The organism is Streptococcus castoreus DSM 17536, from assembly GCF_000425025.1.
Taxonomy (GTDB): Bacteria; Bacillota; Bacilli; order Lactobacillales; family Streptococcaceae; genus Streptococcus; species Streptococcus castoreus.
Map to the genome: position 1 here is coordinate 35140 of NZ_AUKZ01000003.1, position 25362 is coordinate 60501.

Below are 25362 nucleotides of genomic sequence, written 5' to 3' on the forward strand. Positions count from 1 at the left end.
GCCCGAAAAGTCGTTTCGTTGGTAAAAAGTAAGGATAACGGGATCATAGAGAGAAACCTTCCATTTTTTAAAAGCAATTAATTCGCATTGGTTAATTTAAAAATAAACGCACCTTAATTGATGTAATTTTATTTTAGTTAATTTTAACTTTATTGTCAAGTTTTTAGTGATAAAATCATAAGGCTTGTCTGATTTCTTGCAGGCTTAGTTGATTTTACGCTAGCCTATTGTTACCTTTTTATGATAGAATGAAAGACATGGATAAAAAGAAAATAGGTATTATTTCAGGACTTCTTGGAATGGGGGTTGTTCTTGGTCTTGGGTTAATATTCAGTGAGCAGTATCATGAAAAAGAGCGCCAACAACTAACAAGGGATTTGCGTATCTTTTTTTCAAAAATGGGGCAAATTGAGGTCTTATACATTGATGCTACTACTGCTAGCCGAGATAAAGTTTTTGGGGGTGTCATTATGGCAGATGGTAGGCAGTATCGCTACACTTATCAAAAGGGACAAATTAGCTTTAAGGAGAATAACACATGATTACGCCAACATCTTATGAAGCACTTGCCAAGTTGATTGAAACAGAGGATAAGCTAGTCTTATTTTTCACAGCAGACTGGTGTCCAGACTGTCAATTTATTTATCCTGTCATGCCAGAACTTGAAGCAGAAAATACGGGGATGACTTTTGTACGTGTTAATCGTGACCAATTTATTGAAGTGGCTCAAGAGTGGCATATTTTGGGAATTCCTAGTTTTGTAGTTGTCGAAAAAGGTAAAGAAGTCGGACGTTTGGTTAATAAATTAAGAAAAACCAAGGCTGAAATCAATGCCTTTTTAGCGGTCTATCATTAAAAGAGAAGGAAAAGAAAATGATTTTTGCATATAATAAAGGGCAAGTTGGAGATGTGTTGATGGTAATCTTACAGGATACAAAAGCCATCAATCGTCAAGTGGAACGTAAAGGAAAAGTTGCTCGTATCTTTGAAGAAACAACTGGAAAGACCTTAGCTTGGAACATTTTTGAAGTTTCTAGTCTGATTGATATTGAAGGAAAGGGGCAAGTTTTCTTATCGGATGAGGCTGTGTCGACTTTAAATGTTGAGTTGACTAAGGAAGGTTTTGAAGAACAGTTGGAAAGTACGGTAGGTCCTGTTTTTGTTGTGGCTGAGATTAAGGAGATGGTTGATCATCCAGACAGTGACCACTTGCGTATTTGCAAAGTTGAAATTAATGATGGTCAGATGGTTCAAATTGTTTGTGGTGCCCCTAATGCGGTTGTCGGTCTTAAAACAGTAGCAGCTCTTCCAGGAGCCATGATGCCAAGTGGTAGCCTTATTTTCCCAGGAAAACTTCGTGGTGAAGATAGTTTTGGAATGCTTTGTAGTGCACGTGAATTGGAACTTCCTAATGCACCACAAGTACGTGGTATCATTGAGTTAGCAACTGATGTAACTGTTGGAGAAGCTTTTGATGCAGTAAAACACTGGACAGCTTAAATGGTTACTTAAATAACACATAAAAAACACGGGATCTCCGTGTTTTTTATGGTTTACTAATTTCAATGTTCATTTTTTTCCTTATGATTTGCTAAATTGAGTATAAGATTTTCCGAAAAATATTTTTCCATTTTATCAAATTTTGAATCTTTTTTCGAATAGTAAAAGTAAGGAGGTAATCAATGTATAATAAAGTGATTATGATTGGAAGATTAGTTTCAACGCCAGAACTGGTAAAGACACCAAATAGCAAATCGGTGACCAAAGTGAGTGTCGCTGTTAATCGACGTTTTAAAAATCAAAATAGTGAGCGTGAGACGGACTTTATCAACGTAGTTGTCTGGGGGCGCTTGGCGGAAACCTTAGTTAGCTATGGAACCAAAGGGAGTCTTCTTTCCATTGATGGCGAGCTTCGTACGCGAAAATATGAAAAAGAAGGACAAGTTCACTATATTTCAGAGGTTGTTGCTTCGTCTTTTCAACTACTTGAAAGTCGTGCTCAGCGCGCTATGAGAGAAAATAATGGATCCAATGATTTGGTGGATTTGGTTCTAGAAGAGGATGATCTACCATTTTGAGATAAATCACTTATTTCTAACTCTAGATGTTGTTTTTGAGGATGAAAAATAGCTGATATTTTAAACGTTTAGGAAATAGTTACCATTTATCTATCAGACTGTTTCTAATAAACTGAAAATACAAATAATAAAAATGATTAAAAAGTCTTGACACCCCTTAGAAAAAGGATTAAAATAATAAACAATTAAAAATGAGAGAAAACAGGAGGTGCTGGTATGGTGTCTAATAGCACAACTCATATGATGACTAATCGTTATTACTATAGCTTCTTTAGATAGTGTTTGTAGACATGGAAGTCATGGATACAAACACGATAAACATCACGTTTGTATCTATGAGGCTATGGCTATTTGAGTTGTTTGTCCACATAGATAATAGATCTAAGTGGGCACCATACAGCGCGTATTTGTTATACCATTGTACTTGTATAAGACCATTTAGATAATTCTAGATGGTCTTATTTTTGTGTCATTGTGTCAAAAGAAAGAGGAAATCAGATGGGTTTTAAAAAAATAGTATTAGTTGCCTTTATGAGCTTTGTCACCTTGTCTTTAGTAGCTTGTCGTCAGCAAATGAATCGGGGACATGAGTCGGCTAAGATTGGCATCATTCAGTATGCGGAACACTCTGCTTTAGATGCTGCACGTGAAGGCTTTATTGAAGCCTTATCAGAAGGCGGTTTTAAGGTAGGCAAGAATGTTACAATCACGAAACGAAATGCACAAGGCGACCAAGCCAATCTTCAAACGATGGTAGAGCAGCTATCAGGCAAGAATGATTTGAATTTTGCTATTGCGACACCGGCAGCACAAGCTTTATTAAATAGTGATCAACACACACCAGCTGTCTTTACGGCAGTTACAGATCCTGTTTCAGCAGGGCTAGTTGATTCATTGGATAAACCGGGTGGTAATATGACGGGTTCTACGGATGCAATAGATGTTAAGGACCAGATTGACTTGTTGACGAAAGTTTTACCACAAGCTAAAACGGTTGGGATTTTTTACAATTCTAGCGAAGTAAATTCAGAAATACAAGCCAAGGCAGCCAAGAAAGCATTGGAGAAAAAGGGAGTGACCGTTCTTATTAAGACAGTGACTGTCTCTAATGATGTGCAGCAAGTGATGACGAGTTTAGCTGGTCAAGTGGATGCTGTTTACCTGCCAACAGATAATACTGTCGCCTCTACGGCAAATACCATCGGAGATATTTTGAAAGAAGCTAAAATTCCATCGATGGGGAGTGATGATGCCTACTTGTCAGCAGTGCTTTTCACCTCAGGTGTGGACTACAAAGCGATTGGGAAACAAGCTGGAAAACAAGCGGTAGCTATTCTTAAAGGTAAAAAAGCTGCGACTATTAAAGTAGTTAAGCCGCAAAAAGCTAAAATTGCAGTTAATGAGGAAATGGCAAAAAGCCTAGGAATTGATGCCGAAAGGATTAAGGATTTTAGGAAGTAGCAGAGCTGCTCGTGATTTTAGGAGAAAGAAATGAAAAAATTAAGTCAAATAATGATTTTAGTGTTGGCTGGTTTGGTTCTTGTGAGCTGTCGGTCAACCAAAGATCAACTAGCTAACTCAAAAGGGGTTCACGTTGGCATTTTGCAATATATGGAGCATGATTCTTTGTCTGCTGCTCGTAAGGGCTTTGAGATGGCATTAGAAGATGAGGGTTACATCAAGGGAAAAAATCTAACCTTAGATTATCAAAATGCTCAAGGAGACCAAGCTAATCTTCAAACCATTTCAGAACAGTTAGTGTCAAAAAATGATTTGGTTTTAGCCATTGCAACGCCAGCCGCTCAGTCTCTAGCAGTTGCTTCAACACAAACCCCAATTGTGTTTACAGCCGTTACAGATCCCTTATCAGCGAATTTGGTTAATAGTATCAAAAAACCTGGTGGTTTGATAACAGGAACAAGTGATCAAGCACCGATTACGAAGCAGATTGACTTGCTTGGACAAGTTTTGCCACAAGCAAAGACCATTGGTATTTTATACACAACTAGCGAGCGCAATTCGGAAGTTCAGGTCATAGAAGCTGAAAAATTAATGACTAAGGCGGGTTACAAGGTATTAAAAAAAGGTATTTCCAGTTCAAATGATGTGCAGGATGCCGCAAGCAGCTTGATGAGGGATGTTGATGCCCTCTTTGTGCCAACAGATAATACTGTCGCCTCAACCATGACCATGTTGGGGGAATTGTCAGTAACTCATCAGGTACCAATTATTGGTGGGTCAACCGATATGGTTGATGCAGGTGGTTTATTGACTTATGGCACTAACTATAAAAGTCTTGGAAAACAAGTTGGGAAAATGGCTGTTAAGATTTTAAAAGGTCAAAAGCCAGCTAACTTGGCAGTTGAATACCCAAAAACAGTGGAATTACACATCAATAAGAAAATGGCAAAAGCACTCAATATTGATGTTTCAAAGGTGTCAGCCGATTAAGACTGACAGCAAGATTAAATGAATTAAGGAGAAAAGATGTCACTTATTTTATCAAGCCTATCTCAAGGGGTATTATGGTCTATTATGGCTATTGGTGTTTACCTAACTTTTCGGATTTTAGATATTGCCGATTTGACCGCTGAAGGGTCTTATCCTCTAGGCGCAGCGATTTGTGCCACAAGTATTGTATCCGGATTAAATCCATTTTTAGCTACTCTCTTAGCTTTCGTAGGTGGCTCATTGGCAGGGCTTATCTCAGGACTTGTTCACACCAAGTTAAAGATTCCCGCTTTGCTGACAGGGATAGTCACTTTGACGGGACTTTATTCCATCAACTTAAAAATATTAGGAAAAGCTAATGTTGCACTTCTTCGTCAAAAAACTTTGGTCACACAGTTTTTTGATATGGGCTTTACCAAAATTGCTGCGGTGCTGGTGATTGGTATTCTTTTTGCGGTGGTAGTGATTGTGCTTTTGACCCTTTTGATGAAAACACAAATTGGTTTGGCATTAAGGTCAACTGGAGATAATATTCCGATGAGTGAGTCCAATGGGATTAAAACGGATCACATGAAAATTTTGGGCTACATGTTATCCAATGGCTTAATTGCTCTATGTGGTGCTTTGCTTTGTCAAAATAATGGTTACGCTGATTTAAATGCAGGTGTTGGTACTATTGTTATTGGTTTGGCATCCATTATTATTGCCGAAGTTATGATTCGTAATTTGAGTATTGGCTGGCGTTTGGCATCAATTGTGTTGGGATCAATCGTTTACCGCTTAATTATCTTGGCTATTCTAGCTATTCCGGGAATGGATGCGGATCTTGTGAAACTTTTTTCAGCTATTCTTCTTGCGACGGTTCTGTTTGTACCAGAATTGCAAAAGAAACTGAACAGTCGTAAACCCCAACTAGGATAGGAGCAAATTATGTCAATCATATTATCAATTCAAACGATTCATAAAACCTTTGAAACCGGAACCGTTAATGAAAATCATGTTTTAAGAGGCTTATCTTTAGATGTGGCAGAAGGTGATTTTATTTCCATTATCGGCGGGAATGGAGCTGGTAAATCAACGCTCATGAATACCTTAGCGGGGACACTGCCAATTGATAAAGGGGATATTTTACTAGAAGGTCAATCCATCGCAAAATTACCTGCTTCAAAACGTGCGAAAACTATTAGCCGAGTTTTTCAAGATCCCCAAATGGGTACCGCTTCACGGTTGACAATTGAAGAAAATATGGCGATTGCTTATCATCGTGGTAAATCAAGAGGATTAAGTTGGGGTGTTAAAGATAGTGAACGTCAGATTTTCAAGAAAGCTTTGAAAGAATTGGGATTGAACTTGGAAAGTCGGATGAACGTTGACACGCAATTTTTATCAGGAGGGCAAAGACAGGCTTTAACCTTATTGATGGCATCTCTAGAGAAGCCCAAAGTTTTGCTTTTGGACGAACACACCGCTGCTCTTGATCCAAAAACCAGCACAATGGTTATGGAACTGACGCAAAAAATTGTTGAGAGTCACGGATTAACCACCTTAATGATTACCCATAACATGGAAAATGCTATTACTTATGGCAACCGATTGGTCATGCTCCATCAAGGTAAAATTGTTGTTGATGTCAAAGGGGAGGACAAGAAAAATCTAACCGTTTCACAATTAATGTCGCTATTCCATAAAAATAGTGGTCAAGAGTTGACCGATGATGCTCTTGTTTTAAGTTAAATGATAAGATGATCTTTGGTAAACAGGGCAGGTCAAAATTGACATGGGATTGGTCCTCGCGGTTAATCACTTATTGAATCGCAACAAAATTAAGGTAATATTAAAACCCAGGGGCTCACGAGAAAGTGATCTTCTGGGTTTTATTAGTTGAGAAATCTTTTTATATCAGACTCTTTTGGTTTACCGCAACTCTAATTCTTTTAATTTGTCATCAACCATCTGCAAGACTGTTGCCAAATCATCTGGGTTTTGGACGAAATCAAGGGAGTTACCATCAATTTTCATCTTTGGAGAGACCTCATAGGCATCATACCAAGTTGGATATTCTCCATGGACTTGGAGGTAATACTCATAAAGATCTGGATTCCCGTCGATTTGTTCAAAATGCCGCCCACGTTTGCCAATACGTTCTAGCATTTTTTCAAAGCTGACGTCAATATAGACCAGTAAGTCGGGTGCTTTTTTTGGCATACCCTCCAGTTCCTCTAGCATGTTTGCCAGCAGTTCTTGGTAAATTTCCAGTTCTGTCTTGGTCACATTGCCATTTTTGTAATTGAGTTTTAAAAAGAGTTCATCCTCAAAAATCGAACGATCAAGAATATTATTATCTGCCTGATAGGCTTCTTTGATGGATTTAAACCGCTTGTTTAAAAAGAAAATTTGAAGCAAAAAGGCGTATTTTTTAGGGTCTTGGTAGTAGAGGTCAAGGACGGGATTGTTATCAACTGCTTCGTAAAAGACCTCCGTTCCCAAATAATCTCCAAGTGCAGCAGCAAGAGAACTCTTGCCAGCACCGATTGTTCCAGCTAGTACAATCAACATGTGTCTCCTTCTAATGGTTTTAGCGTACTTGTGCGAAAATTGTTTCAACCTCAGCTAGGGTTGAAGCGCGTGAAACAGCACCGCGAACCTTGGCAGCACCAGCTGTTCCGCGAAGGTAATGTGGCGCTAAACCACGAAATTCCCGAACAGCAATGGTTTCACCTTTAAGGCTAATCAGGCGCTTGAGATGTTCTTCGGCGATGCCTAGTTTTTTGGCAAAGGGAAGATCAGGCAATTCTTGCCCAGTCTCAAAGAAATGATTGATCTGAGTAAAAAGGTAAGGATTGTTCATGGCTGCGCGACCAATCATCACGGCATCCACACCGATTTCTTCAATCATAAATTTAGCATCCTGAATGGTGCGCACATCTCCATTCCCGATAAATGGAATTTTGGTAATGGCTCTTGCAACCTTAGCTAAGGTGGCGTGGTCACAAGTCCCAGTGTACATTTGTTCACGGGTACGACCATGCATGGCAAGTGCAGAAACACCAGCTGATTCAGCTGCAAGTGCATTTTCAACCGCAAGAGCACTATCTGTCCAGCCTGTGCGCATTTTAACCGTGAGGGGAATATCCAAAATAGAAGTGACCTCTTTAACAATGTGGTAAATCTTATCTGGGTCACGAAGCCATTTGGCACCTGCTTCATTTTTAACCACCTTGTTCACAGGACAACCCATGTTAATGTCGACAATATCAGCTTTGGTATTGGCTTGGATGAAATCCGCTGCCCGTTTTAACCCTTCAGCGTCTCCCCCAAATAATTGAATGGACATGGGGTGTTCAGTCTCATCAATGTGGAGCATATGGAGGGTTTTTTCATTGTTGTAGAGCAGTCCTTTTTCAGAAATCATTTCCATAACAACAAGTCCAGCACCAAATTCTTTAGCAATGGTGCGAAAGGCAGAATTGGTTACCCCAGCCATAGGCGCAAGCACTGTGCGGTGAGGGATTTCCACATGACCAATTGTGAAAGAAGAATTAAGCTTTGTCATTGATGATCCCCTCCAAATCAGTTTGGTTAAAATGATATTTAGTGCCACAGAATTGGCAAATAATTTCAGCTCCTCTATCTTCATTAATCATGATTTGTAAGTCAGCTGTTGGCAAGGTCATCAGTGCGGCTTCAAAGCGCTCTGTTGAACAGTCGCACTGGAAACTTAAGGCATCTTCTGACAACCGCTTATAGGGTTCATCACCATAGATAGCATCCAAAAGAGCATCAATGTGGTCATCCGATTCTAAGAGGGCTGAAATGGCAGGCATTTTTTGCAGACGCTTTTCATAGCGTGCAATTTCTTCTTCAGAAGCTCCCGGTAAGACTTGTAGCATGAAGCCACCTGCAACCTTGACCTTATCTTGCTCATCTAAAAGGACATTAAGCCCTACAGCAGAAGGAGTTTGTTCTGATTCAGTCAAATAGTAGGCAAAGTCCTCGCCGATTTCTCCCGTAATGAGTGGTGTGGTTGAAGTATAAGGATTTCCCGTTCCGTAATCAATAATGGTGACAAAATGCCCATTGCCCATAAAAGGACCAACTAAAACTTCACCTGTTGCTGTTTTTTTAATATCAACTCCAGCGTTTTGAATATACCCTTTAACATGTCCCTTAGTATCAGCCACTGAAATGATATGCCCAAATGAGCTGTTACCAATAACTTTGACAGTAATTTTACTGTCTCCTTTTTGATTTGCTGCTAAGATTTGGTTGGCAATTAAGGTTCTACCAAGCGCAACAGTTGATGAGGACAGAGTATTGTGTTTTTCTTGAGCCAATTTAACGGTTTCAGTGCTATCAAGGACATAGGCCCTAAAAGCACCTGAATGGGAAATTGATTTTATAATTTTATCCATAAGCAATATTATAGCATAATGAATGAGGGTTGTGCCGTTCAATATGCTTGAAAATTTTGCAGAGGAACATTAAAAAATCTCCCCACCATGCTTGGGGAAATCTGTTAATGAATAGTGAAGGGTAGGTTTTATTTCTTAAAATGATTATGAATATAGTGTTGATAATTCTTTTCTTCAAGAGATAGGATGATATTTTGGATTTTATGAATATGTGTCCGAGTTTCAATGTAGTCAAAGTCAGTGACAACCGCATCTTGAGCCAGTTCTTCCTTGACAAAGGGAATTAGTTTTTTATGGGTAATGATGATATCAGCATTAAGATCTCTAATATTATAAATATTATCAGCTAATAGATAATAGGAATAAAAAACAATATTTTGGGAAGAAAGGTGTTTATAGATATAATCCGTTAATAGTTGCGCATTGACAAAATCAGTGGTCAGTAACACGACAGTTATCTTTGGAAGATTATTTCTGATTAATTGTTCGATATGGCGGCAAAATAGGAAAAAATATTGCTGATTAAGTGATGTTCCTTTTATTTCTTGTAACCAATTCATGACAATCGGTTTGAGTTTTTCTAACACAACGAGATCTCCGGGATAATGATCTAAAGAAAAATAATTTTTTTCCGGAATAAACTGTTGCAGATTCAAGATAAAATGGTGTGCAAAATAAACGACAATTCTAAGAAGGGAATCATGATTTTCAGCAGACAAGGGAATTAAATCTGAAATCGGTTGAAAAAGGGATTGAAAAGAAGTGTTTGAACTTATAATGACTACTATTTGCTCAGTAAGTTCATCAGACCATTTTTGAGCAGCAAAGGAATTAACTGCAGTAAGATAGACTAGAAAAAGATAGTCTAGGTCATTGGAATCAAGGCGAATCTGTTGTCTGGGTTCTATAATCTGTCCTGCACAGTCAGAAAGATAATCGTAGACAGCTATTTCTTTAAGACTGGTTAGCATTTCAGACGATGGAACGTGAACGTGTTTATCATGGCGTTTCCACAATAGAGTTAGTAAAATGTCGAAAAAAAGAAATGATTCTGACAATGCGTTAGATGCCCTTAAATTAGTCGCCCCCATAAATAAAAATTCACGAATAACCATTTTGTCTTTAGCAGATACGTGATAAATCTCAATGCCAAATTTAGATTGTAGCAACGCAATAAAATACCTAAGACGATATTCTTCCCCCAAAATAGTATTTTTTGAAAGTCTAAGGTTAAATTCTTCTAACAGTGGCATAATGGACTCGCGGATACGATAAGCCGCGGAACTTGATAGGAACTGTTGTTTTGCAAAAGAGCTTAGTGGTTTGTGTTGTGTATCGTTTTGAATTAAAAATTTTAATAATTGCAGGACGTTTGATTTTTGATATAACTCATGTAAATAAAATTCTTTCAGTGAATCCTTTAAGTGACAGTGTATTTCTCTTTTATCATTGGTTATAGAAAGCTGTTCTTTAAAAATCGTGTTAAGTTCTCGACAATGTTTCATCAATTTTGATGCCGACAAGTTTGTTTTCAGACTGGCTTCTGTCAAGGTTAGCGTTGGTGTTCTAAAAAACAGATTAATGAGATTAATTTTATCATTAATTGTTTTTTCAAGGTATTTTTCAATCAAAAGAGCTCTCTCCTCTCTTTAGTACCGGTAAAAAAGAGTATTTTTGGTAAATATACTCTTTACCATTTTAATGGAAGCAGAAATGATAAAGCAACTAAACTAGGCAATGGTAGTTTTTTTCAGAATCAAAGGAAAAAACGCGAGAAAAGAAGTTTTAGAGATTAATTTCCCAAAAAAAGAGGAAATCTTTTGCTATTTTGAGAAAAATTTTGAAGTAAGATATATCTAAATATTATAATTTGGATGCTAAAATGATACGGCTGTGTAAGAAAGGAGAGAGGTTTAAGATCAATTCATGAATAAAAAACTTAAAAGAATACTTAGCTCTAGTGACGATTGTAGGGCTTCTTTTTACGCCAATTTCAGTGTCAATAAGCTGTGTGTGGTCATCGGTGAGTTATGCTGATACGACCCCTGTCAACGAAAGCCAAAATCAAATGTCAACTAAAGCAGATCAGATAGACTTAGTTAACCCTAAGAGTGTAAAAAAAACTCATTTCAGAGGATAGTCACTTGAAGATGTCGGTAAAAAGTGATAAAGGATTTGCGTCAGAAGCCTCTATGGCAGCTTTGCTAGTAGATCCTAAAAAAGAGAAAGACCTTGAAACTTATCGCCAAGACATCATTGGGAAATTGCTTGTTGATGGTGCTATTGGAAGGCATCAAAAAAATGAAACAGCTAGTCGTTACCACAAACCGATAACGGTAAATATTCTCACCTCTAAACAATCAGCTATTGAAAACTCCTTAAATTCTAACGATTTTGACATCGTTAAAACGATTGACAATCCTACTTGGGATGACCATTTTTATCTCTCAAATTTTATCTCTAATAACTATGAGATTTTAAAAAGCGAGTAGCAATCAGCAACAGTCAGTAAGCCAAAAGAGTTAGACTTTTTATTTGGTGAATATACGGCAGAGTGTTCTCCAACAGATGAAAAACCTGGTAGCAACACGATGAACGTTTATATTCGCTCAACAAAACCGCTTGGTCTAAAGCCAATGTCACTCGTATTGACAAAAATTCAACCATGATCTTTTAAAAGTAGGGTAAAACGAGCCATTCAAACGAATAACTCCAAAGGAGAATTAGAACACAAGAAACGCATTGATTGTTTAGGTGATGGGCAAAATCACAGTGGATGATTCAGGAAGTCAACACGACACCTCAGACCTTTATCATCTTTATCTCGTAAAATCAATTTACCCATATACCACTACACAACAGATGATATGCTGTCTAGAGGTGCCGGTCATCTATTTAGAAGTGCGTCGCCTGTTGGAGGAGAAGGGACACATGCAGTTGTCTCAGCACATAGAGGGCTTCCGTCAGCGGAGATGTTCACTAACTTAAATTTAGTGAAAAAAGGGGATATTTTTCACTTTCGTGTGTTAAACAAAGTGTTGGCTTACAAAGTCGATCAAGTACTAATCGTTGAACCGAATCAAGTAGCTTCACTTTCTGGAGAAATGGGGAAAGATTATGCCACATTGGTCATTTGTATGCCTTATGGTGTCAATACTAAGCGTCTTTTAATAAGAGGTCACAGGATTGTTTAGCATCATAAAAGGTATCAAAAGAATAAGCAGTCCGCCAAGCTTATTGATAAAACAAGAATGTGGACAGAATTATTATGTGCTGCTACTGGTGTGATTATCGCCACTATCCTCGTTATGGTATATTCTCGACTCACAAAAAGAACAGCTAGTAGATAATTAGCTGCTTGTTTTTAGGATGTTTAATCATTTTAAACGATTTTATTTTTCAAAAAAACAATGTGTAAAATGGGAAATAGGAGTTAAAACTATTTCTAACAAAGTCAATGAGGTTGAAAAATCAAAACAGGTTTTCCAGAAAAATTATGAATACAAGAAACTGCCACCTAAATCACAGCAAAATCATTCACAAAAAATTCAAAATCCAATTCCAAGCACAGAAGAATCGTTGAGTAAATTGGCTTGGTTTGTATTGTCATTTTGATCATGACTGCTTTAAGAGATAAACTAATAGTTGATTCTTTGGGAATCGAATCTGGATTAAAAAACGTTGACTTTCTGATAATGGCTTATGCAAATGAAAGTTGACATCTAAAAAGAATCGAGCGGTTCTTTATTATTTCCTTGAATCCATTTTCTATAAGCTTTGGCTGGATAGTCATTGAAATAAATAGGGAAGTGAGATCAACTAAAAACCGATAAGTCTTAATCAAGGCATTATCGGTTTTTTGATAGACCGAAACACGTTTTTTGTACGTTATTTTCATTATGGCTTCAAGCCAGTTTTTCTCGAAGAGGAAAACAAGAAAACCACCAGCTAGGCTGGTGGCTAACAAGGCTTCTAGCTTCCAACTATTATATTATAGGATTCATGTGCAGTAGCTTTTTATGAATTTTCTTTTTTCTAATGGCACAATGTCATGATGATTATAAAGTCTTGTAACATGTCATTTATTGACATGTTTTTCTTGCTTATTCAAAAATTCTTTTGAGGACATGCCGGTATATTTTTTGAAGGTTTTGAGGAAATGCGTCATATCGTAAAAATGTAAAACTTTTGCGACCTCTCCTACAGGCATGCCTCTTTTTAAGAGTAACTTAGCCTCTTGGATTTTTGCTTTTAGGATATGACTTTGTAAGGAAATATCCGAGTATTTTTTGAAAACTAAGCGCAAATGGGATTCAGATATATAAAGATGATTTGCAATATCAGATACTCTTAATTTGGAATACAAATGATTATTCACGTAATGAAGTATGCTATTGTACATCTGTCGTTTATCTGAAATACTCTTGTTAGCTAACGACTCGGAAAAACTGAGAATAGCTGCTGCTCTAATTCGGAGAACTTCAACGGGATTAGTTGCTTCTTCGGTCATTTTTAGGAACTGTTTCACTTGTGCGTCATTTTTTGCGACATCTGTATTTTCAGTGAAACTTAGTTCAAGTAGTTTGGTAAGGTATATGACAGAAAGATTTTTTTCAGCCCTTAAAATGGAAATGGAGGAATTGCTGATACCAAATAGGGGAATACGGTTGATTTCTTCTTTGAGCAAACTCGTATTACCTAATTTAACGAGGTTAATAATGTGATTTAAATGGTTTAGAGCATTTGGAAGATGAAAAGAAGGGACGTTTTCCAATTCTAAATTAGCAATGAATTGAGGTTCGGCTAAGATAACCTGTGCTTTTTGCATCATGTTGCGGATGGTTTGCTGACAGTTCTGCTCAAATGTTGTTTGGAAAAAGGCATCAATAGTGATCATAAGGCTACGAATTTGGTTGATAGAAAAACAAGGAACGGTTGACATATAATTTAAAAGTTCTTCTTTTTCTTTAAACGAATAGCGTTCTAAAAAACGCTCAACAATCTTTTCACGATAGTCTTCATCAAGAAGGTAAAGGTAAAATGGACCAATTGAGATAAAATGATGACTTGCTGGGAAAATTAAAAAAGATTCCTCAAAGAGCCCTTCGTAAAAGGTTAGATCAGCATCAAGGGGAATTTTTAAATTTTTAATGAGTTGATAGTAAGGCAATAAATATTCCGTATTTCCGTAAGATTGGATGAGTTCGTACTTGTCAGAAATTACTAAAATGGGTAATTGGGATAAGGCATGCAAGGCATGAACGTATTTTAAGTCAAATGAAACCAATTAGATAGCTCGCTTTCGTTGATGGTAATTAGCCAGAGAGACGGTTATCTATTTATTTTTAGTGACCTATTTTGACTTTTATTGCATTAACGGTTTAAATAAAAAGCCATAAAATAACAAATAATGATAAAAATTCTCTCTCCACTCGATCATTATACTAATCATGCTTTGCGGAAAAAATCTGATAAACCGACTTATAATTGTAAAATTCAATAAAAATAAGTAAAAAACAGCTATATCTAAATAAGTCGGTATTTTTAATAAACAATTCTGTATAATTGGGAGTTGTCAATAGCACCTAACACAGCAAAAGTTTATGGAGAGAGATTTTGTTTAAGCTGAAAACAGCTACCCTATAGACACGCTAAAAGTTATAACATTAGCAGAATCTCTCTCCATCATCTTCTAATATTAGTTAGACCACTAGTCACTTAGGAAATAAAATTAGGTGATTTTACCAAATAATCACCACAAGAAAGTTAATGTTTATCTCAAATACAATAAAAAGTGATACAAAAAGGTAGAAATCGATTCATTGAAGGGTGCTATAAATTTTACTGATAGGAAGATGGTAGAATATCAATAATAATCAAATACATCAAAAATCTATCGAGGAGAAGGTGGATTTTTATTACGGATGTAGGGCATTTTCCTAGGGAAGGAAAATTAAGCAGGAGAGAATATTGGAACATAATATTGATGACGAGAATGAATAAAAACGTAATACAAAAGCTATGTCGAATAGTCGCCGTTTCAGGACTAATTCTAAGCCAATTAGGAGGTATTGGTTTACCACTCAGTTACGCTGAAATTAATGAAAATATAAGCACTTCTATAAGTAGCGAGACTGGAAAACTGACTGATAGTGAACAGCATAAGAGCAAGGAGACTTCTCTAAAAGAGCTTGTTTCGGAAGACAGTCACTTGAAAATGACTATAAAAAGCGAGGCAGGGTTTCAGTCAGGAGATATCATCATGGCTTCATTAGCAGCCTCTAAGGAGGATAAGGCGCTGAATCAGTATCGTCACGATATCGCAAAGGTCTCCCGACATTTAAGAGGACAAGGTAAAGTCATTGTTGATGCTCGTGTTGTTACGCTTAACCATCAAACAAAGCAGGAAGGTGCCATAACGGCAACACTAACATTCAAGAAAGGCTTGTTTTTAAACGGCATATCAGCTAGTAATAAGAACTTAAGAGTAGGTTTGGTGTCATCTAGTGACAAGGTTCAACTGGCTGAAGTTACTGCCGATACCAGAGAAGACAGTCTTATTAAAACAATAACCTATACAGGCAGTCTGAGCCAGCGTATTGTCGTTGTCACGACACGTGATCTTAAGGAAGAAGAGACACTTGATTTGGGGCAATACGGTCGCTTATTGATTGATGGAGCAGTTAGCAAACGTGATGAGAAAGATTCCGTTGGTTTACTTAGTAAAGCCATGACCATTAATATTCTGACTCCCAAAAAATCAGCCATTGAAAGTTCTCTCAATCCTGATGATTTTGAGACTGTTAAGACGATTGATAATCTCTACACTTGGAATGACCAGTTCTATCTCTTAGATTTTATTTCTAAACAATATGAGGTCTTAAAAACTGACTACCAATCAGCCAAGGACAGTAACCCACAAACACGAGACGTTTTGTTTGGCGAATATGCTGTTGAGTCTCTAGTAACGGATAAAGGTCGTAACAACACGATTAACATTTATATTCGTTCAACAAAACCGCTTGGCTTAAAACCAATGGGAGCAGCACCGGCAGCACTCCAGCCCCGTGCTTTTCGCTCCTTGACCCCCAGATCAACTAGAATGAGGAGGTCTGCCCCAGTCGAGAAACCCAAAGGTGAATTGGAGCACCATAAACGGATTGACTATTTAGGAGATAACCAAAATAATCCTGATACCACCGTTGATGATTCAGGGAGTCAGCATGACACTTCAGACCTTTATCGCCTCTATCTTGATATGACAGGTAAGAAAAATCCCCTGGATATTCTTGTTGTTGTGGATAAGTCAGGAAGTATGCAAGATGGGATAGGTGTAACTGAGAAGTATAGATACGTTGCCCAGAGATGGGATCCCTATGATGGAGGGTGGCATTATGAAACTTTTGACTATGATACGTATCAAGGAAATAGTTTTAGTAAAGGCAATATTAATTATTCATATCGGGGTAAAGTTCAAGTATCTTCTGGTACGAGACGTGACCAAGCTGTTAAAGAAGCGTTACTAGGGGATAGTGGTCTATTAAAAAAATTTACTGAGATTAATTCGAAAAATAACGTAGGAGTTATTGGATTTCAAGGAAGTATCGATTATTTATCTGGTAAACAATATCAAAAACCAAATGGAACGATAGGATACCAACCAAGTGAAGAAACTAGTAAAGATGCAGATGTTTTACAACAGTGGACTCACACTCCAAACTTAGATTCAAATCAATTAACAGCAATGAATAATAACGGGACAAACTATCATGCTGCTCTGTTAAAAGCTGAGGAAATGCTTAATCAAGTTGCAGGTAATGGTCATCGAAAGATTATGGTTTTTATCAGTGATGGGGTACCAACCTTTTATTTTGAGAAAGATGGATATCGAAATGGAAATGGAACAACACAACCACAAAATGTATTGGACTCACAACAAGGAACAAAGCTAGCTATTGATCAGTTTAAAGAAAGAAATCCTGATTTATCTCTTTATACTTTAGGTGTTTCTAAAGACATCAATAGTGACACAGCAAGTTCTAGTCCTGTTGTCCTAAAATACTTATCAGGTGAAGGGTATTACTACGGTATTACGGATACGGCAGAACTAGAAAAAACTGCAAATAAAATCGTTGAAGACAGTAAAATTTCTAACTTAAATATTTCAGATACGTTAAGTCAGTATGTGGATTACTATGAGCAACAACCTGACTTGCTTGTTACTAGAACCTCAAAGTCTACAAAAGAGGTTCAAACGCTATTTAAAGATAATCGGATAACTAATGAGGGGAAAGACATTATTGATAAAGTCTTGTTCACTCCAAAAACTGATAGTCAACCAAAAGGCAAAGTCACTCTAACCTTTAAACCTGATTATAAGGTTGATGATGAATATACCTATACGCTTTCTTTTAATGTGAAAGCTTCAGATGAAGCCTATGAAAAGTATAAGGACAAACAAGGACAGTATGAAGAAAAAGGTGATTCAGATACGGACTATAAGGAAAATCAAACCAGTTCTGGAAAAGGTGGTTTGCCTTCTAATTCAGATGCTTCGGTTAATTACATGGCAGACGGTCGTTCACAAAAATTAGCTTATAAGCAACCCGTGATTCAGGTGAAAACAATACCAATTAGGTTTACCAAAGTGGATGCTGATGACAGTCAGAAAAAACTTGACGGTGTTAATTTTGAACTCCGTAAAGCGGACAAGAAAACCATCTGGGAGAAGGGGACAACGGCTTCAAATGGCCAACTAGAGTTTAAATACCTCCAAAAAGGTAAAACCTATTATCTATATGAAACGAAGGCAAAAGGAGGCTATGGCCTACCTAGGGATCCTTGGGAAGTAAAGGTTGATCCTAAGGGAAATATCACTGTTACTGGACAAGATAATAAAGTCATTTCATCTGATAATGAGAAAACTTATGTCCTTAAAAATCACAGAGTGGCTTACCCAGAAACAGGAGGATTAGGAACGATTATCTTTACACAAGTTGGTCTAATCTTAATCGGTATATCGGGTATCTTATACTATCAAAGAAGCCGAAAATGATTCGATAGTGGTGAGTCTTATGATTAAAAAGTTTAAGAATAGCGAGTAGGAGAGTTTAGAAACGGTAACCTTTAAGGGCGTATTGGGAGGAAAGTTGAACTAGCCTTTCATAAAATGGAGAGAAAATAATCAAGGAGAGAGTATTGAAAACGAAATTAGTAACTCTGGTAATGACTTGTTTGCTGGTATTAGGCACCTTGGCACAGTCAATAGCCGTCTTAGCAGAAGACACTGCTAAAAGAACCACCAATGTCACCATCCATAAAATCAAAATGACAAGCCTAAAAGGCTGGCCAAAAGAAAAAAATCCTGATGGGACTTATACGGGAGAGAATAGTAAAATCTATAATGGTGAAAAAATCAATGATATTAGTCAATACTTCGGGACGCAATCAGGTGCCGAAGAGCTTGATGGTGTTAGCTTTACTTACTGGAAAGTAGATAAAGAAAAATATAAGAAGTTAACTAAGGAACCTCAAAACTATGATACAGTACTAAAAGTGCAAGCATTTTTGAAAGATGCGGAGAAAAACAAAGCTTCGGAGGATTCTTCGGGAACGTCTACTGAAAAGACTACTGGTAATACTGCTAATAAAAATGGTGTCAAAGTTGAGAATCTTGCAGATGGTTACTATTGGTTTGTCGAAAACACAGGTTCAAAGATCGCTGATGGGGAAACCTTGTCTTCTAGTGCAGCAGTTCCATTTGGTTTGGAGTTGCCGGTTTACAAGGCTGATGGCTCAACGATTAAAGACCTGCATGTCTATCCTAAAAATACCACAACCAAACCAAAAATTGATAAGAACTTTGCAAAATCAGAAGTTGGTGCTAAGCAGTACGATGGCTATAGCGGCTACGACAAGCCTAAAGAGCAACTTTCACGTACAATCGGTTCAGAAGTATCTTATCAAATCAAAACAGAGATTCCAGCAGGTACACAGTATCAAACCCTTCGCTGGGAAGATACGATGACTAAAGGTTTGACTTATAAAGTCGGGAGTTTAGAGCTAACTATCACAACAAAGGGTGATGGGAAAACTGCCCCGAACTTTGAATTTCAAAAAGACTATAAAGTAACGGAAACTCAAAGTGGGTTTACTTTGAGTTTTACAGCTGAGGGTCTAGACAAAGTTAAACAAGCTGTTCAAGCAACTAAGGACGCTAAGGGTCAAGTTACAGCTGATGGTTACCCAATGACAGTGGATATGAGTTATAAAGCTACTGTCAATAGTGATGCCGTTGTTGACAAACCAGACAAGAATACGGTTATCTTTGATTATGGTAATAATCCTAAAGAGCATAAAGAGCCAAGAGAAAAGTCCACAAAACCAGAAAATAAAGAAATCACTGTTGAAAAAACATGGTCTAGTCAACCAGCACCATCAGGGGTTGCAGTAACCTACTACCTTTACCAAAAAGGTGATAAGTTCAGTGACGATAAGGTTGTGGATTCTATCACATTGACTAAAGATTATAATCACACCTTTAAAAACTTAGATGATACTAAGACCTACTATGTCAAAGAAAGTGTTATTGGCTACACACCAGAGTATACTAAGGGTGAGAATGGAACAATTTCCATTAAGAACACCAAAGATGATCAAAATCCAGACCCTCTGAAACCAACTAGCCCAACAGTGGTGACACATGGTAAAAAATTCGTAAAAACAGGTCAAGAAGAAGATGAGCGTTTACAAGGTGCAGCTTTTGTTGTCACAAATAAAAAAACGGATGGTCAGTACTTAGCTCTTAAAACTGACGAGAAGCAGTCTGCTGAGGATAAAGCATACCAGGACGCAGAGAAAACATATCAAGACGAAGTTAAAAAAGCTACTACTGACAAACCTAATTTCCAAGCAATTGAGAAAGCTAAAAAAGCGCGAGATGATGCTTTCTTGAAAGCAAGGACTGCCTATGAGTGGGTAGAAGATAAAGAAAAAGCAATCAAGTTCACGTCAAATAGTAAAGGGCAGTTTGAGGTAACAGGGCTTGCGGCAGGTACCTACTATCTCGAAGAGCTTACAGCTCCTATTGGGTTCGCCAAACTTCAGGATAGAATTGCATTTACACTGGGCTTGAATTCCTACAATGGTCATAAAGATTCATCTGGTCAAAGTTTGAAAGACCATCTTCAATATGAAAAAGGAACACCTGATTTTGGTTACGGACAACGGGTGATCAACAAAAAAATCACTATTCCTCAAACTGGTGGTATTGGTACAGTTATCTTTACTGTAGTTGGTTTGGCAATTATGGGCATTACTGGATTGATAATGGTTCGTCGTAATAAGAATGATAAATCTGAATAGTTTGTTAGAAAAACGGGAGGTGCACAATTGAAAATAGGACCATTGATTCGCTTGATGCTACCAATCTGCACTTGTTTGTGCTTTTTGACTCCTCCTATTTTTGCTTCACAAAACACATCATCCGTGACGATTCATTTTGAAAAGTCTGATAAGGATACACAACTATCGTTGTGGCAACTGCCCGAGGAACAAACTTTGCCCGAGTTGGAAACACTATTTGAGAAGACAGATGCTGAGTTGACACGTCAGTATCCTCAGGTTTTGTCAGTAGTATTACCAAAAGGTGAGACACAACTTGTGTTAGATTTACCTTTAGGAAGGATTTACTACGTTAGAGAAGCGAGAGGTAGCTTAAAAACTCGTTCACTAGTCCCTTTCATATTAAAGGTTTCGGAGGCTTCTCAAACTATCTATACAAAAGAGACCACTCCTCAAAAACGTGGTTCGTATCCTTTTGTTAAAGTTTCTGCGCAAGGTGGTAGTCTAGAAGGAGCAACTTTTGAGGTTTGGAAACAAACCAAAAAACAGCTGCAACCTGTCATTAAAGGTGGCAGTCGGTATCTCTTAACTTCCTCGAAAGATGGTTCTTTTATGGCACAAGATTTGCCATTTGGGTCATATGTTTTAAAAGAAATCAGTGCTCCCAAAGGCTATCTTTTGTCAAAAAAGGCTATACCATTTGAAGTAACAGATTATTCAGAAAAGCAAGCCCCTGTGAAAGTTGTCAACCAGCCTAAGCCCCCTCCTAAAATTGAAATTCCCTATACAGGTAATGTAATAATGATTTTGGTGGTTTTACTTGGTTTTGTACTATTTACCCTAGGTGTCTATCTGGTACGTCAGAATGATTAACTCAGATACCAGGTACTAAGATTACTAGAGGTCCCGTGAGGTGCCTCTAGTTTTTTAAATAAAAGGAATAAAGGTGATAGCATGAAAAAGCAATCCAAACGGCAGCGTTTAAACCAAAATATTGCTCTGATAGTAGTGTTTTTGATAGGCTTGACAATTTTGTTATATCCTCAGATTTCTCGGCTTTATTACACGATTGATGCTAATCACCAGTCAAAGCAATTCGACCGAGAAAAATCAACATTGAATCAAGCAGACATTAACCATAGAATAGCTCTTGCAAAGGCATTTAATGCCAGTTTGCACAATGTCAATCTCAAAGATCCTTATTCTGAAGAGCAAAAAAAAGCGGGGCGTTTAGAATATGCGAGAATGTTGGAACTTCATGAGCAAATGGGACATGTTGACATCCCTGAGATACGGGTTGATTTACCAATTTATGCTGGAACAACAGAAGAAACCCTATCGAAAGGTTCAGGACATCTAGAAGGAACATCCCTACCAGTAGGTGGGAAAAATACACATACTGTGTTGACCTCTCACTCAGGATTACCATCTGCTAAGCTTTTTTCTGATTTGGTGAAGCTTAAGAAGGGAGATGTTTTTTATATTCATAACCTCAAAGAAATCCTTGCTTACCAAATCGATCAGATTAAAACAATCGAACCAGATGATTTTTCAGATTTACTGATTGTTCCAAATAAGGATTATGCCACTTTATTAACGTGCACCCCAATTGGGATTAATACGCATCGCTTGATTGTTCGTGGGCATCGTATTCCCTATGTTCCTAATGAGTATAAAAATAATAAACGAAAAGCAGCATCAAGATCCCTATGCTACCTATTTGGACTTCTTGCTATAGTTGTGCTACTTATTGGCTATCTGTGTTATCGTTACAAGAAAAAGAACAACAAAAACGCTAAAAGGAAGGAGTATCATGCCTCGAAATAAGCAACCCTTATCTGTAAAAGAACGATTCATTCAAATCATGATGCCTTTATTATTTCTGATGGGATGCCTGACCATGTTGTACCCTTTTGCTTCAAACTATTACTATCGTGTGAAACAAAACCAAGTGGTAACGTCATTTGAATCAGCTAAAGCTGCCGTTAATAAAGACGACATCAAACGACGAATGGCTCTAGCTAGAGCTTACAATGCTACCTTAGATCCAGGAAGGATCAATGATCCTTATACAGACTTGGAAAAAAAGGGCGTTGCAGAATACGCGAGAATGCTAGAATTGAATGAACAAATTGGCTATGTTGAAGTACCACGTTTTGATATTAACCTCCCAATTTACGCTGGGACAAGTGAAGATGTTCTCCAAAAAGCTGCAGGACATCTAGAAGGCACCTCTTTGCCAATTGGAGGCGATAGCACCCATACCGTTATTACAGCGCATACAGGACTACCCCAAGCTAAGTTGTTCACGGATATTCACAAGATGAAAAAGGGAGATCTATTTTTTATTCATAATATCGACAAAACCCTTGCTTACAAAGTCGATCAGATTTTAGTTGTAGAACCCGATGATTTTCCCCCGGTTTTAGTGACAAAAGGTTTTGACTATGCAACGTTACTAACTTGTACCCCATACGGCATTAATAGTCATCGACTGTTAGTACGTGGATACCGTGTTCCTTATCAAAAAGCTTTTAAAAAAGCTGACGCTCAAAGACCATGGTACGCAAAACCTATTTTTCTTGTAAGTTTGCTACTGTTTGTTATACTAGTGATGATTCTTTTAATCAATTGGTATCGAAAACGATACAGAAAGGACTAGTGTCGTGTCTAAACAAAAATGTGTTGGCTATGTTTTAATGATTTTGGGACTTGGGCTCCCCTTATGTTTTGTAACACTAATGTTTCTTAACCAATGCCAAGAAAAGTTTGCTTATCAAAACTTTCGATTAGAGAGTAAACCATGGGTACAGTCACAAAAAGAGTGGGTTAATCGTTACAATCAAGAACAAACATTAGCCGACAAAGCTACAACAGATCCATTTGTAGATGCAAAAAGCCAGCTGCAACAAAGCCCTTTTGACGACAATATTATTGGTTACCTTAATATTCCAAAGCTCCATATGATACAACCGATTCGTTTAGGGGCAAGTGAACGTAATCTTGAAAAGGGAGTAGCGCAAGTTACCGGAACGAACTTACCCATTGGTGGATTAGGGACGCGATCGGTTATTGCAGGGCATCGTAGTTGGTATGATAATGAACGTTTTTTTAGGATAGCAGAATTATCTCCTAACGATCAGATTGTTATTGATTTAGGTACTCATCAATTAGAGTATCGTGTTAAGAATATTGAGATTATTGATGCTAAAGATTGGCGCCAATTAATGGCTAAAAAAAATCAAGATTTATTAACGTTATTGACCTGTAACCCTCTTTATCCCCCTTTTAATGAAAGGCTATTAGTTAATGCAGAGAGAATATCAGCTGGCTCTTCTGGTTTATCCACGAAAAGGCAAAATAGTGTGAATCAATCGCAACTAGCAAGTCCATTGACAGCCTACAAGACTTCACTTGCCAATTTGCTATTAGCATCACCGTTTGGGATCTGGTGCTGTTTGGGCTGGTTACTGGAAAGTTATCTCATATACCGTCTATTTCGGCAATGTAACAGTAAAAAGTAATGTTCGTTTTTTATATTTATTTTTATGAATTGAAAAATCATTTTATCTTTTTTAATGAATCATGTTGTGGAAATCTGGCAGAAAAAAACATTTTTTGCTATAATGAGTTGTAAGATAGACTCGCAGGTGAGATTCCTGCCTTGTTTTCTAGAAAGGTGAAGGCCACTGCTTACAGTTTAGCAAGCCTGTATCGTAAATTATTATGACATCAGTAGTAGTCGTTGGTACCCAATGGGGTGATGAAGGTAAAGGGAAAATCACAGATTTCTTATCTCAAGAGGCAGAGGTGATTGCACGTTATCAAGGTGGTGACAATGCTGGACATACCATCGTTATTGATGGCAAAAAGTTCAAATTGCATTTGATTCCATCTGGTATTTTTTTCCCGGAAAAGATTTCTGTTATTGGTAATGGGGTTGTGGTTAATCCCAAATCCTTGGTGAAAGAATTGGCTTACTTGCACGAAGAAGGTGTGACAACAGACAACCTTCGTATTTCAGATCGTGCCCATGTCATCTTGCCTTACCACATTCAGTTGGATCAATTGCAAGAAGATGCCAAAGGTGACAACAAGATTGGAACAACTATTAAAGGGATTGGACCAGCCTATATGGATAAGGCGGCACGTGTTGGTATTCGTATCGCTGACCTTTTGGACAAAGATATTTTTGCTGAGCGTTTGAAAGTGAATTTGGCAGAAAAAAATCGCCTATTCGAGAAAATGTATGGTAGCACACCGCTTGAGTTCGAGACTATTTTTGAAGAATACTATGCGTATGGTCAGGAAATTAAGCAATACGTGACGGACACATCGGTTATTTTGAACGATGCTCTTGATGCTGGCAAACGTGTTCTTTTTGAAGGTGCACAAGGGGTCATGCTTGATATTGATCAAGGAACTTACCCATTTGTTACGTCATCAAATCCAGTAGCAGGTGGTGTAACGATCGGTTCAGGTGTTGGACCAAGTAAGATTGATAAGGTTGTCGGTGTCTGCAAAGCCTATACTAGCCGCGTTGGAGATGGTCCATTCCCGACTGAACTCTTTGATGAAATTGGCGAGCGTATCCGTGAAGTTGGTCATGAATATGGCACAACAACTGGTCGTCCTCGTCGTGTGGGTTGGTTTGACTCAGTAGTCATGCGTCATAGTCGTCGTGTATCAGGTATCACTAACTTGTCACTGAACTCCATTGATGTCCTTTCAGGACTTGATACGGTTAAAATCTGTGTGGCTTACGACCTTGACGGGGAACGTATTGACCATTACCCAGCAAGTTTAGAGCAATTAAAGCGTTGCAAACCAATCTACGAAGAATTGCCAGGCTGGCAAGAAGACATCACAGGTGTTCGTGGTTTGGATGAATTGCCTGAAAATGCCCGCAACTATGTTCGCCGTGTCGGAGAATTGGTTGGTGTCCGTATCTCAACGTTTTCAGTTGGTCCAGGACGTGAACAAACCAATATCCTTGAAAGTGTTTGGGCATCTCTTTAATCTCAATATTTTTGGCAGTCGATTTCCCTTTGGGAAATCGTTTTTTGATGTTATTTATA

Annotated in this window: 22 protein-coding genes and 1 pseudogene; 18 read left to right on the forward strand and 5 right to left on the reverse strand. The window is 37.8% G+C overall.

What is annotated here, in order from left to right; translation table 11 throughout:
• The first annotated feature begins 257 nt into the window (after nucleotides 1-257).
• The 8 genes from H346_RS0100190 to H346_RS0100225 all read left to right on the forward strand — a co-directional run bounded on the left by H346_RS0100190 (nucleotide 258) and on the right by H346_RS0100225 (nucleotide 6263).
• Nucleotides 258-542: a DUF4651 domain-containing protein gene (locus tag H346_RS0100190; RefSeq protein ID WP_156888819.1), complete on the forward strand. Its 285-nt coding sequence runs from the start codon at nucleotides 258-260 to the stop codon at nucleotides 540-542.
• Entirely contained in the window at nucleotides 539-856 is a 318-nt protein-coding gene (locus tag H346_RS0100195) for a thioredoxin family protein (protein WP_027969281.1), read from the forward strand. Before H346_RS0100190 ends, H346_RS0100195 begins: the two co-directional genes overlap by 4 nt.
• Before the next feature lie 17 nt (nucleotides 857-873).
• The gene (gene ytpR / locus H346_RS0100200) at nucleotides 874-1500 is read left to right on the forward strand and encodes a YtpR family tRNA-binding protein (RefSeq protein WP_027969282.1); all 627 of its coding nucleotides are present in this window, start codon (nucleotides 874-876) and stop codon (nucleotides 1498-1500) included.
• 182 nt (nucleotides 1501-1682) lie between these two features.
• Entirely contained in the window at nucleotides 1683-2078 is a 396-nt protein-coding gene (locus tag H346_RS0100205) for a single-stranded DNA-binding protein (protein ID WP_027969283.1), read from the forward strand.
• 498 nt (nucleotides 2079-2576) lie between these two features.
• On the forward strand, nucleotides 2577-3539 hold the full coding sequence (locus tag H346_RS0100210) for an ABC transporter substrate-binding protein (RefSeq protein ID WP_027969284.1): 963 nt from the start codon (nucleotides 2577-2579) through the stop codon (nucleotides 3537-3539).
• A gap of 30 nt (nucleotides 3540-3569) precedes the next feature.
• Nucleotides 3570-4529, forward strand: a complete 960-nt coding sequence (locus tag H346_RS0100215; RefSeq protein WP_027969285.1) for an ABC transporter substrate-binding protein — start codon at nucleotides 3570-3572, stop codon at nucleotides 4527-4529.
• 36 nt (nucleotides 4530-4565) lie between these two features.
• Nucleotides 4566-5450: an ABC transporter permease gene (locus H346_RS0100220; protein ID WP_027969286.1), complete on the forward strand. Its 885-nt coding sequence runs from the start codon at nucleotides 4566-4568 to the stop codon at nucleotides 5448-5450.
• Nucleotides 5451-5459: 9 nt separating this feature from the next.
• Nucleotides 5460-6263, forward strand: a complete 804-nt coding sequence (locus H346_RS0100225) for an ABC transporter ATP-binding protein (RefSeq protein WP_027969287.1) — start codon at nucleotides 5460-5462, stop codon at nucleotides 6261-6263.
• Between the two features lie 180 nt (nucleotides 6264-6443).
• Here H346_RS0100225 and H346_RS0100230 read toward each other — a convergent pair whose 3' ends face one another.
• From H346_RS0100230 to H346_RS0100245, 4 genes are all read right to left on the reverse strand, one after another.
• Nucleotides 6444-7085, reverse strand: a complete 642-nt coding sequence (locus H346_RS0100230) for a deoxynucleoside kinase (RefSeq protein WP_027969288.1) — start codon at nucleotides 7083-7085, stop codon at nucleotides 6444-6446.
• Nucleotides 7086-7104: 19 nt separating this feature from the next.
• Nucleotides 7105-8082: a tRNA dihydrouridine synthase DusB gene (gene dusB, locus H346_RS0100235; RefSeq protein ID WP_027969289.1), complete on the reverse strand. Its 978-nt coding sequence runs from the start codon at nucleotides 8080-8082 to the stop codon at nucleotides 7105-7107.
• Entirely contained in the window at nucleotides 8069-8941 is an 873-nt protein-coding gene (hslO, locus tag H346_RS0100240; RefSeq protein WP_027969290.1) for an Hsp33 family molecular chaperone HslO, read from the reverse strand. The genes dusB and hslO overlap by 14 nt, the downstream gene beginning before the upstream one ends.
• A gap of 128 nt (nucleotides 8942-9069) precedes the next feature.
• Nucleotides 9070-10572 carry a helix-turn-helix domain-containing protein gene (locus H346_RS0100245; RefSeq protein WP_027969291.1) on the reverse strand — a complete coding sequence of 501 codons (1503 nt, stop codon included), beginning with the start codon at nucleotides 10570-10572 and terminating at the stop codon, nucleotides 9070-9072.
• A 519-nt stretch (nucleotides 10573-11091) separates the two neighbouring features.
• Here H346_RS0100245 and H346_RS0100250 point away from each other — a divergent pair.
• The 3 genes and pseudogenes from H346_RS0100250 to H346_RS0100260 all read left to right on the forward strand — a co-directional run bounded on the left by H346_RS0100250 (nucleotide 11092) and on the right by H346_RS0100260 (nucleotide 12556).
• Nucleotides 11092-11433: a hypothetical protein gene (locus H346_RS0100250; protein WP_027969292.1), complete on the forward strand. Its 342-nt coding sequence runs from the start codon at nucleotides 11092-11094 to the stop codon at nucleotides 11431-11433.
• Between the two features lie 330 nt (nucleotides 11434-11763).
• Nucleotides 11764-12291 (forward strand): annotated as a pseudogene (locus tag H346_RS09485) (class C sortase); the annotation flags it as partial.
• 19 nt (nucleotides 12292-12310) lie between these two features.
• Complete coding sequence (locus tag H346_RS0100260; protein ID WP_027969293.1) at nucleotides 12311-12556, forward strand: hypothetical protein; 246 nt, start codon at nucleotides 12311-12313, stop codon at nucleotides 12554-12556.
• Between the two features lie 463 nt (nucleotides 12557-13019).
• Here H346_RS0100260 and H346_RS0100270 read toward each other — a convergent pair whose 3' ends face one another.
• A complete protein-coding gene (locus H346_RS0100270; protein WP_027969294.1) occupies nucleotides 13020-14228 on the reverse strand; it encodes a YSIRK-targeted surface antigen transcriptional regulator in 1209 nt (402 codons plus the stop codon).
• Nucleotides 14229-15203: 975 nt separating this feature from the next.
• Between H346_RS0100270 and H346_RS0100275 the strand changes: the two genes are divergently transcribed.
• The 7 genes from H346_RS0100275 to H346_RS0100305 all read left to right on the forward strand — a co-directional run bounded on the left by H346_RS0100275 (nucleotide 15204) and on the right by H346_RS0100305 (nucleotide 25303).
• Entirely contained in the window at nucleotides 15204-17996 is a 2793-nt protein-coding gene (locus H346_RS0100275; protein ID WP_279614473.1) for a DUF7604 domain-containing protein, read from the forward strand.
• A 143-nt stretch (nucleotides 17997-18139) separates the two neighbouring features.
• Complete coding sequence (locus tag H346_RS0100280; protein WP_027969296.1) at nucleotides 18140-20305, forward strand: pilin N-terminal domain-containing protein; 2166 nt, start codon at nucleotides 18140-18142, stop codon at nucleotides 20303-20305.
• A 27-nt stretch (nucleotides 20306-20332) separates the two neighbouring features.
• Complete coding sequence (locus H346_RS0100285; protein WP_027969297.1) at nucleotides 20333-21157, forward strand: MSCRAMM family protein; 825 nt, start codon at nucleotides 20333-20335, stop codon at nucleotides 21155-21157.
• Between the two features lie 81 nt (nucleotides 21158-21238).
• Nucleotides 21239-22111 carry a class C sortase gene (locus H346_RS0100290; RefSeq protein ID WP_027969298.1) on the forward strand — a complete coding sequence of 291 codons (873 nt, stop codon included), beginning with the start codon at nucleotides 21239-21241 and terminating at the stop codon, nucleotides 22109-22111.
• Nucleotides 22098-22946: a class C sortase gene (locus H346_RS0100295; protein WP_037562395.1), complete on the forward strand. Its 849-nt coding sequence runs from the start codon at nucleotides 22098-22100 to the stop codon at nucleotides 22944-22946. Before H346_RS0100290 ends, H346_RS0100295 begins: the two co-directional genes overlap by 14 nt.
• 4 nt (nucleotides 22947-22950) lie before the next feature.
• Nucleotides 22951-23808 (forward strand): class C sortase, encoded by an 858-nt coding sequence (locus H346_RS09495; RefSeq protein ID WP_051188336.1) that lies wholly within the window; start codon nucleotides 22951-22953, stop codon nucleotides 23806-23808.
• Nucleotides 23809-24010: 202 nt separating this feature from the next.
• On the forward strand, nucleotides 24011-25303 hold the full coding sequence (locus tag H346_RS0100305) for an adenylosuccinate synthase (protein WP_027969299.1): 1293 nt from the start codon (nucleotides 24011-24013) through the stop codon (nucleotides 25301-25303).
• The last annotated feature ends 59 nt before the right edge of the window (nucleotides 25304-25362 follow it).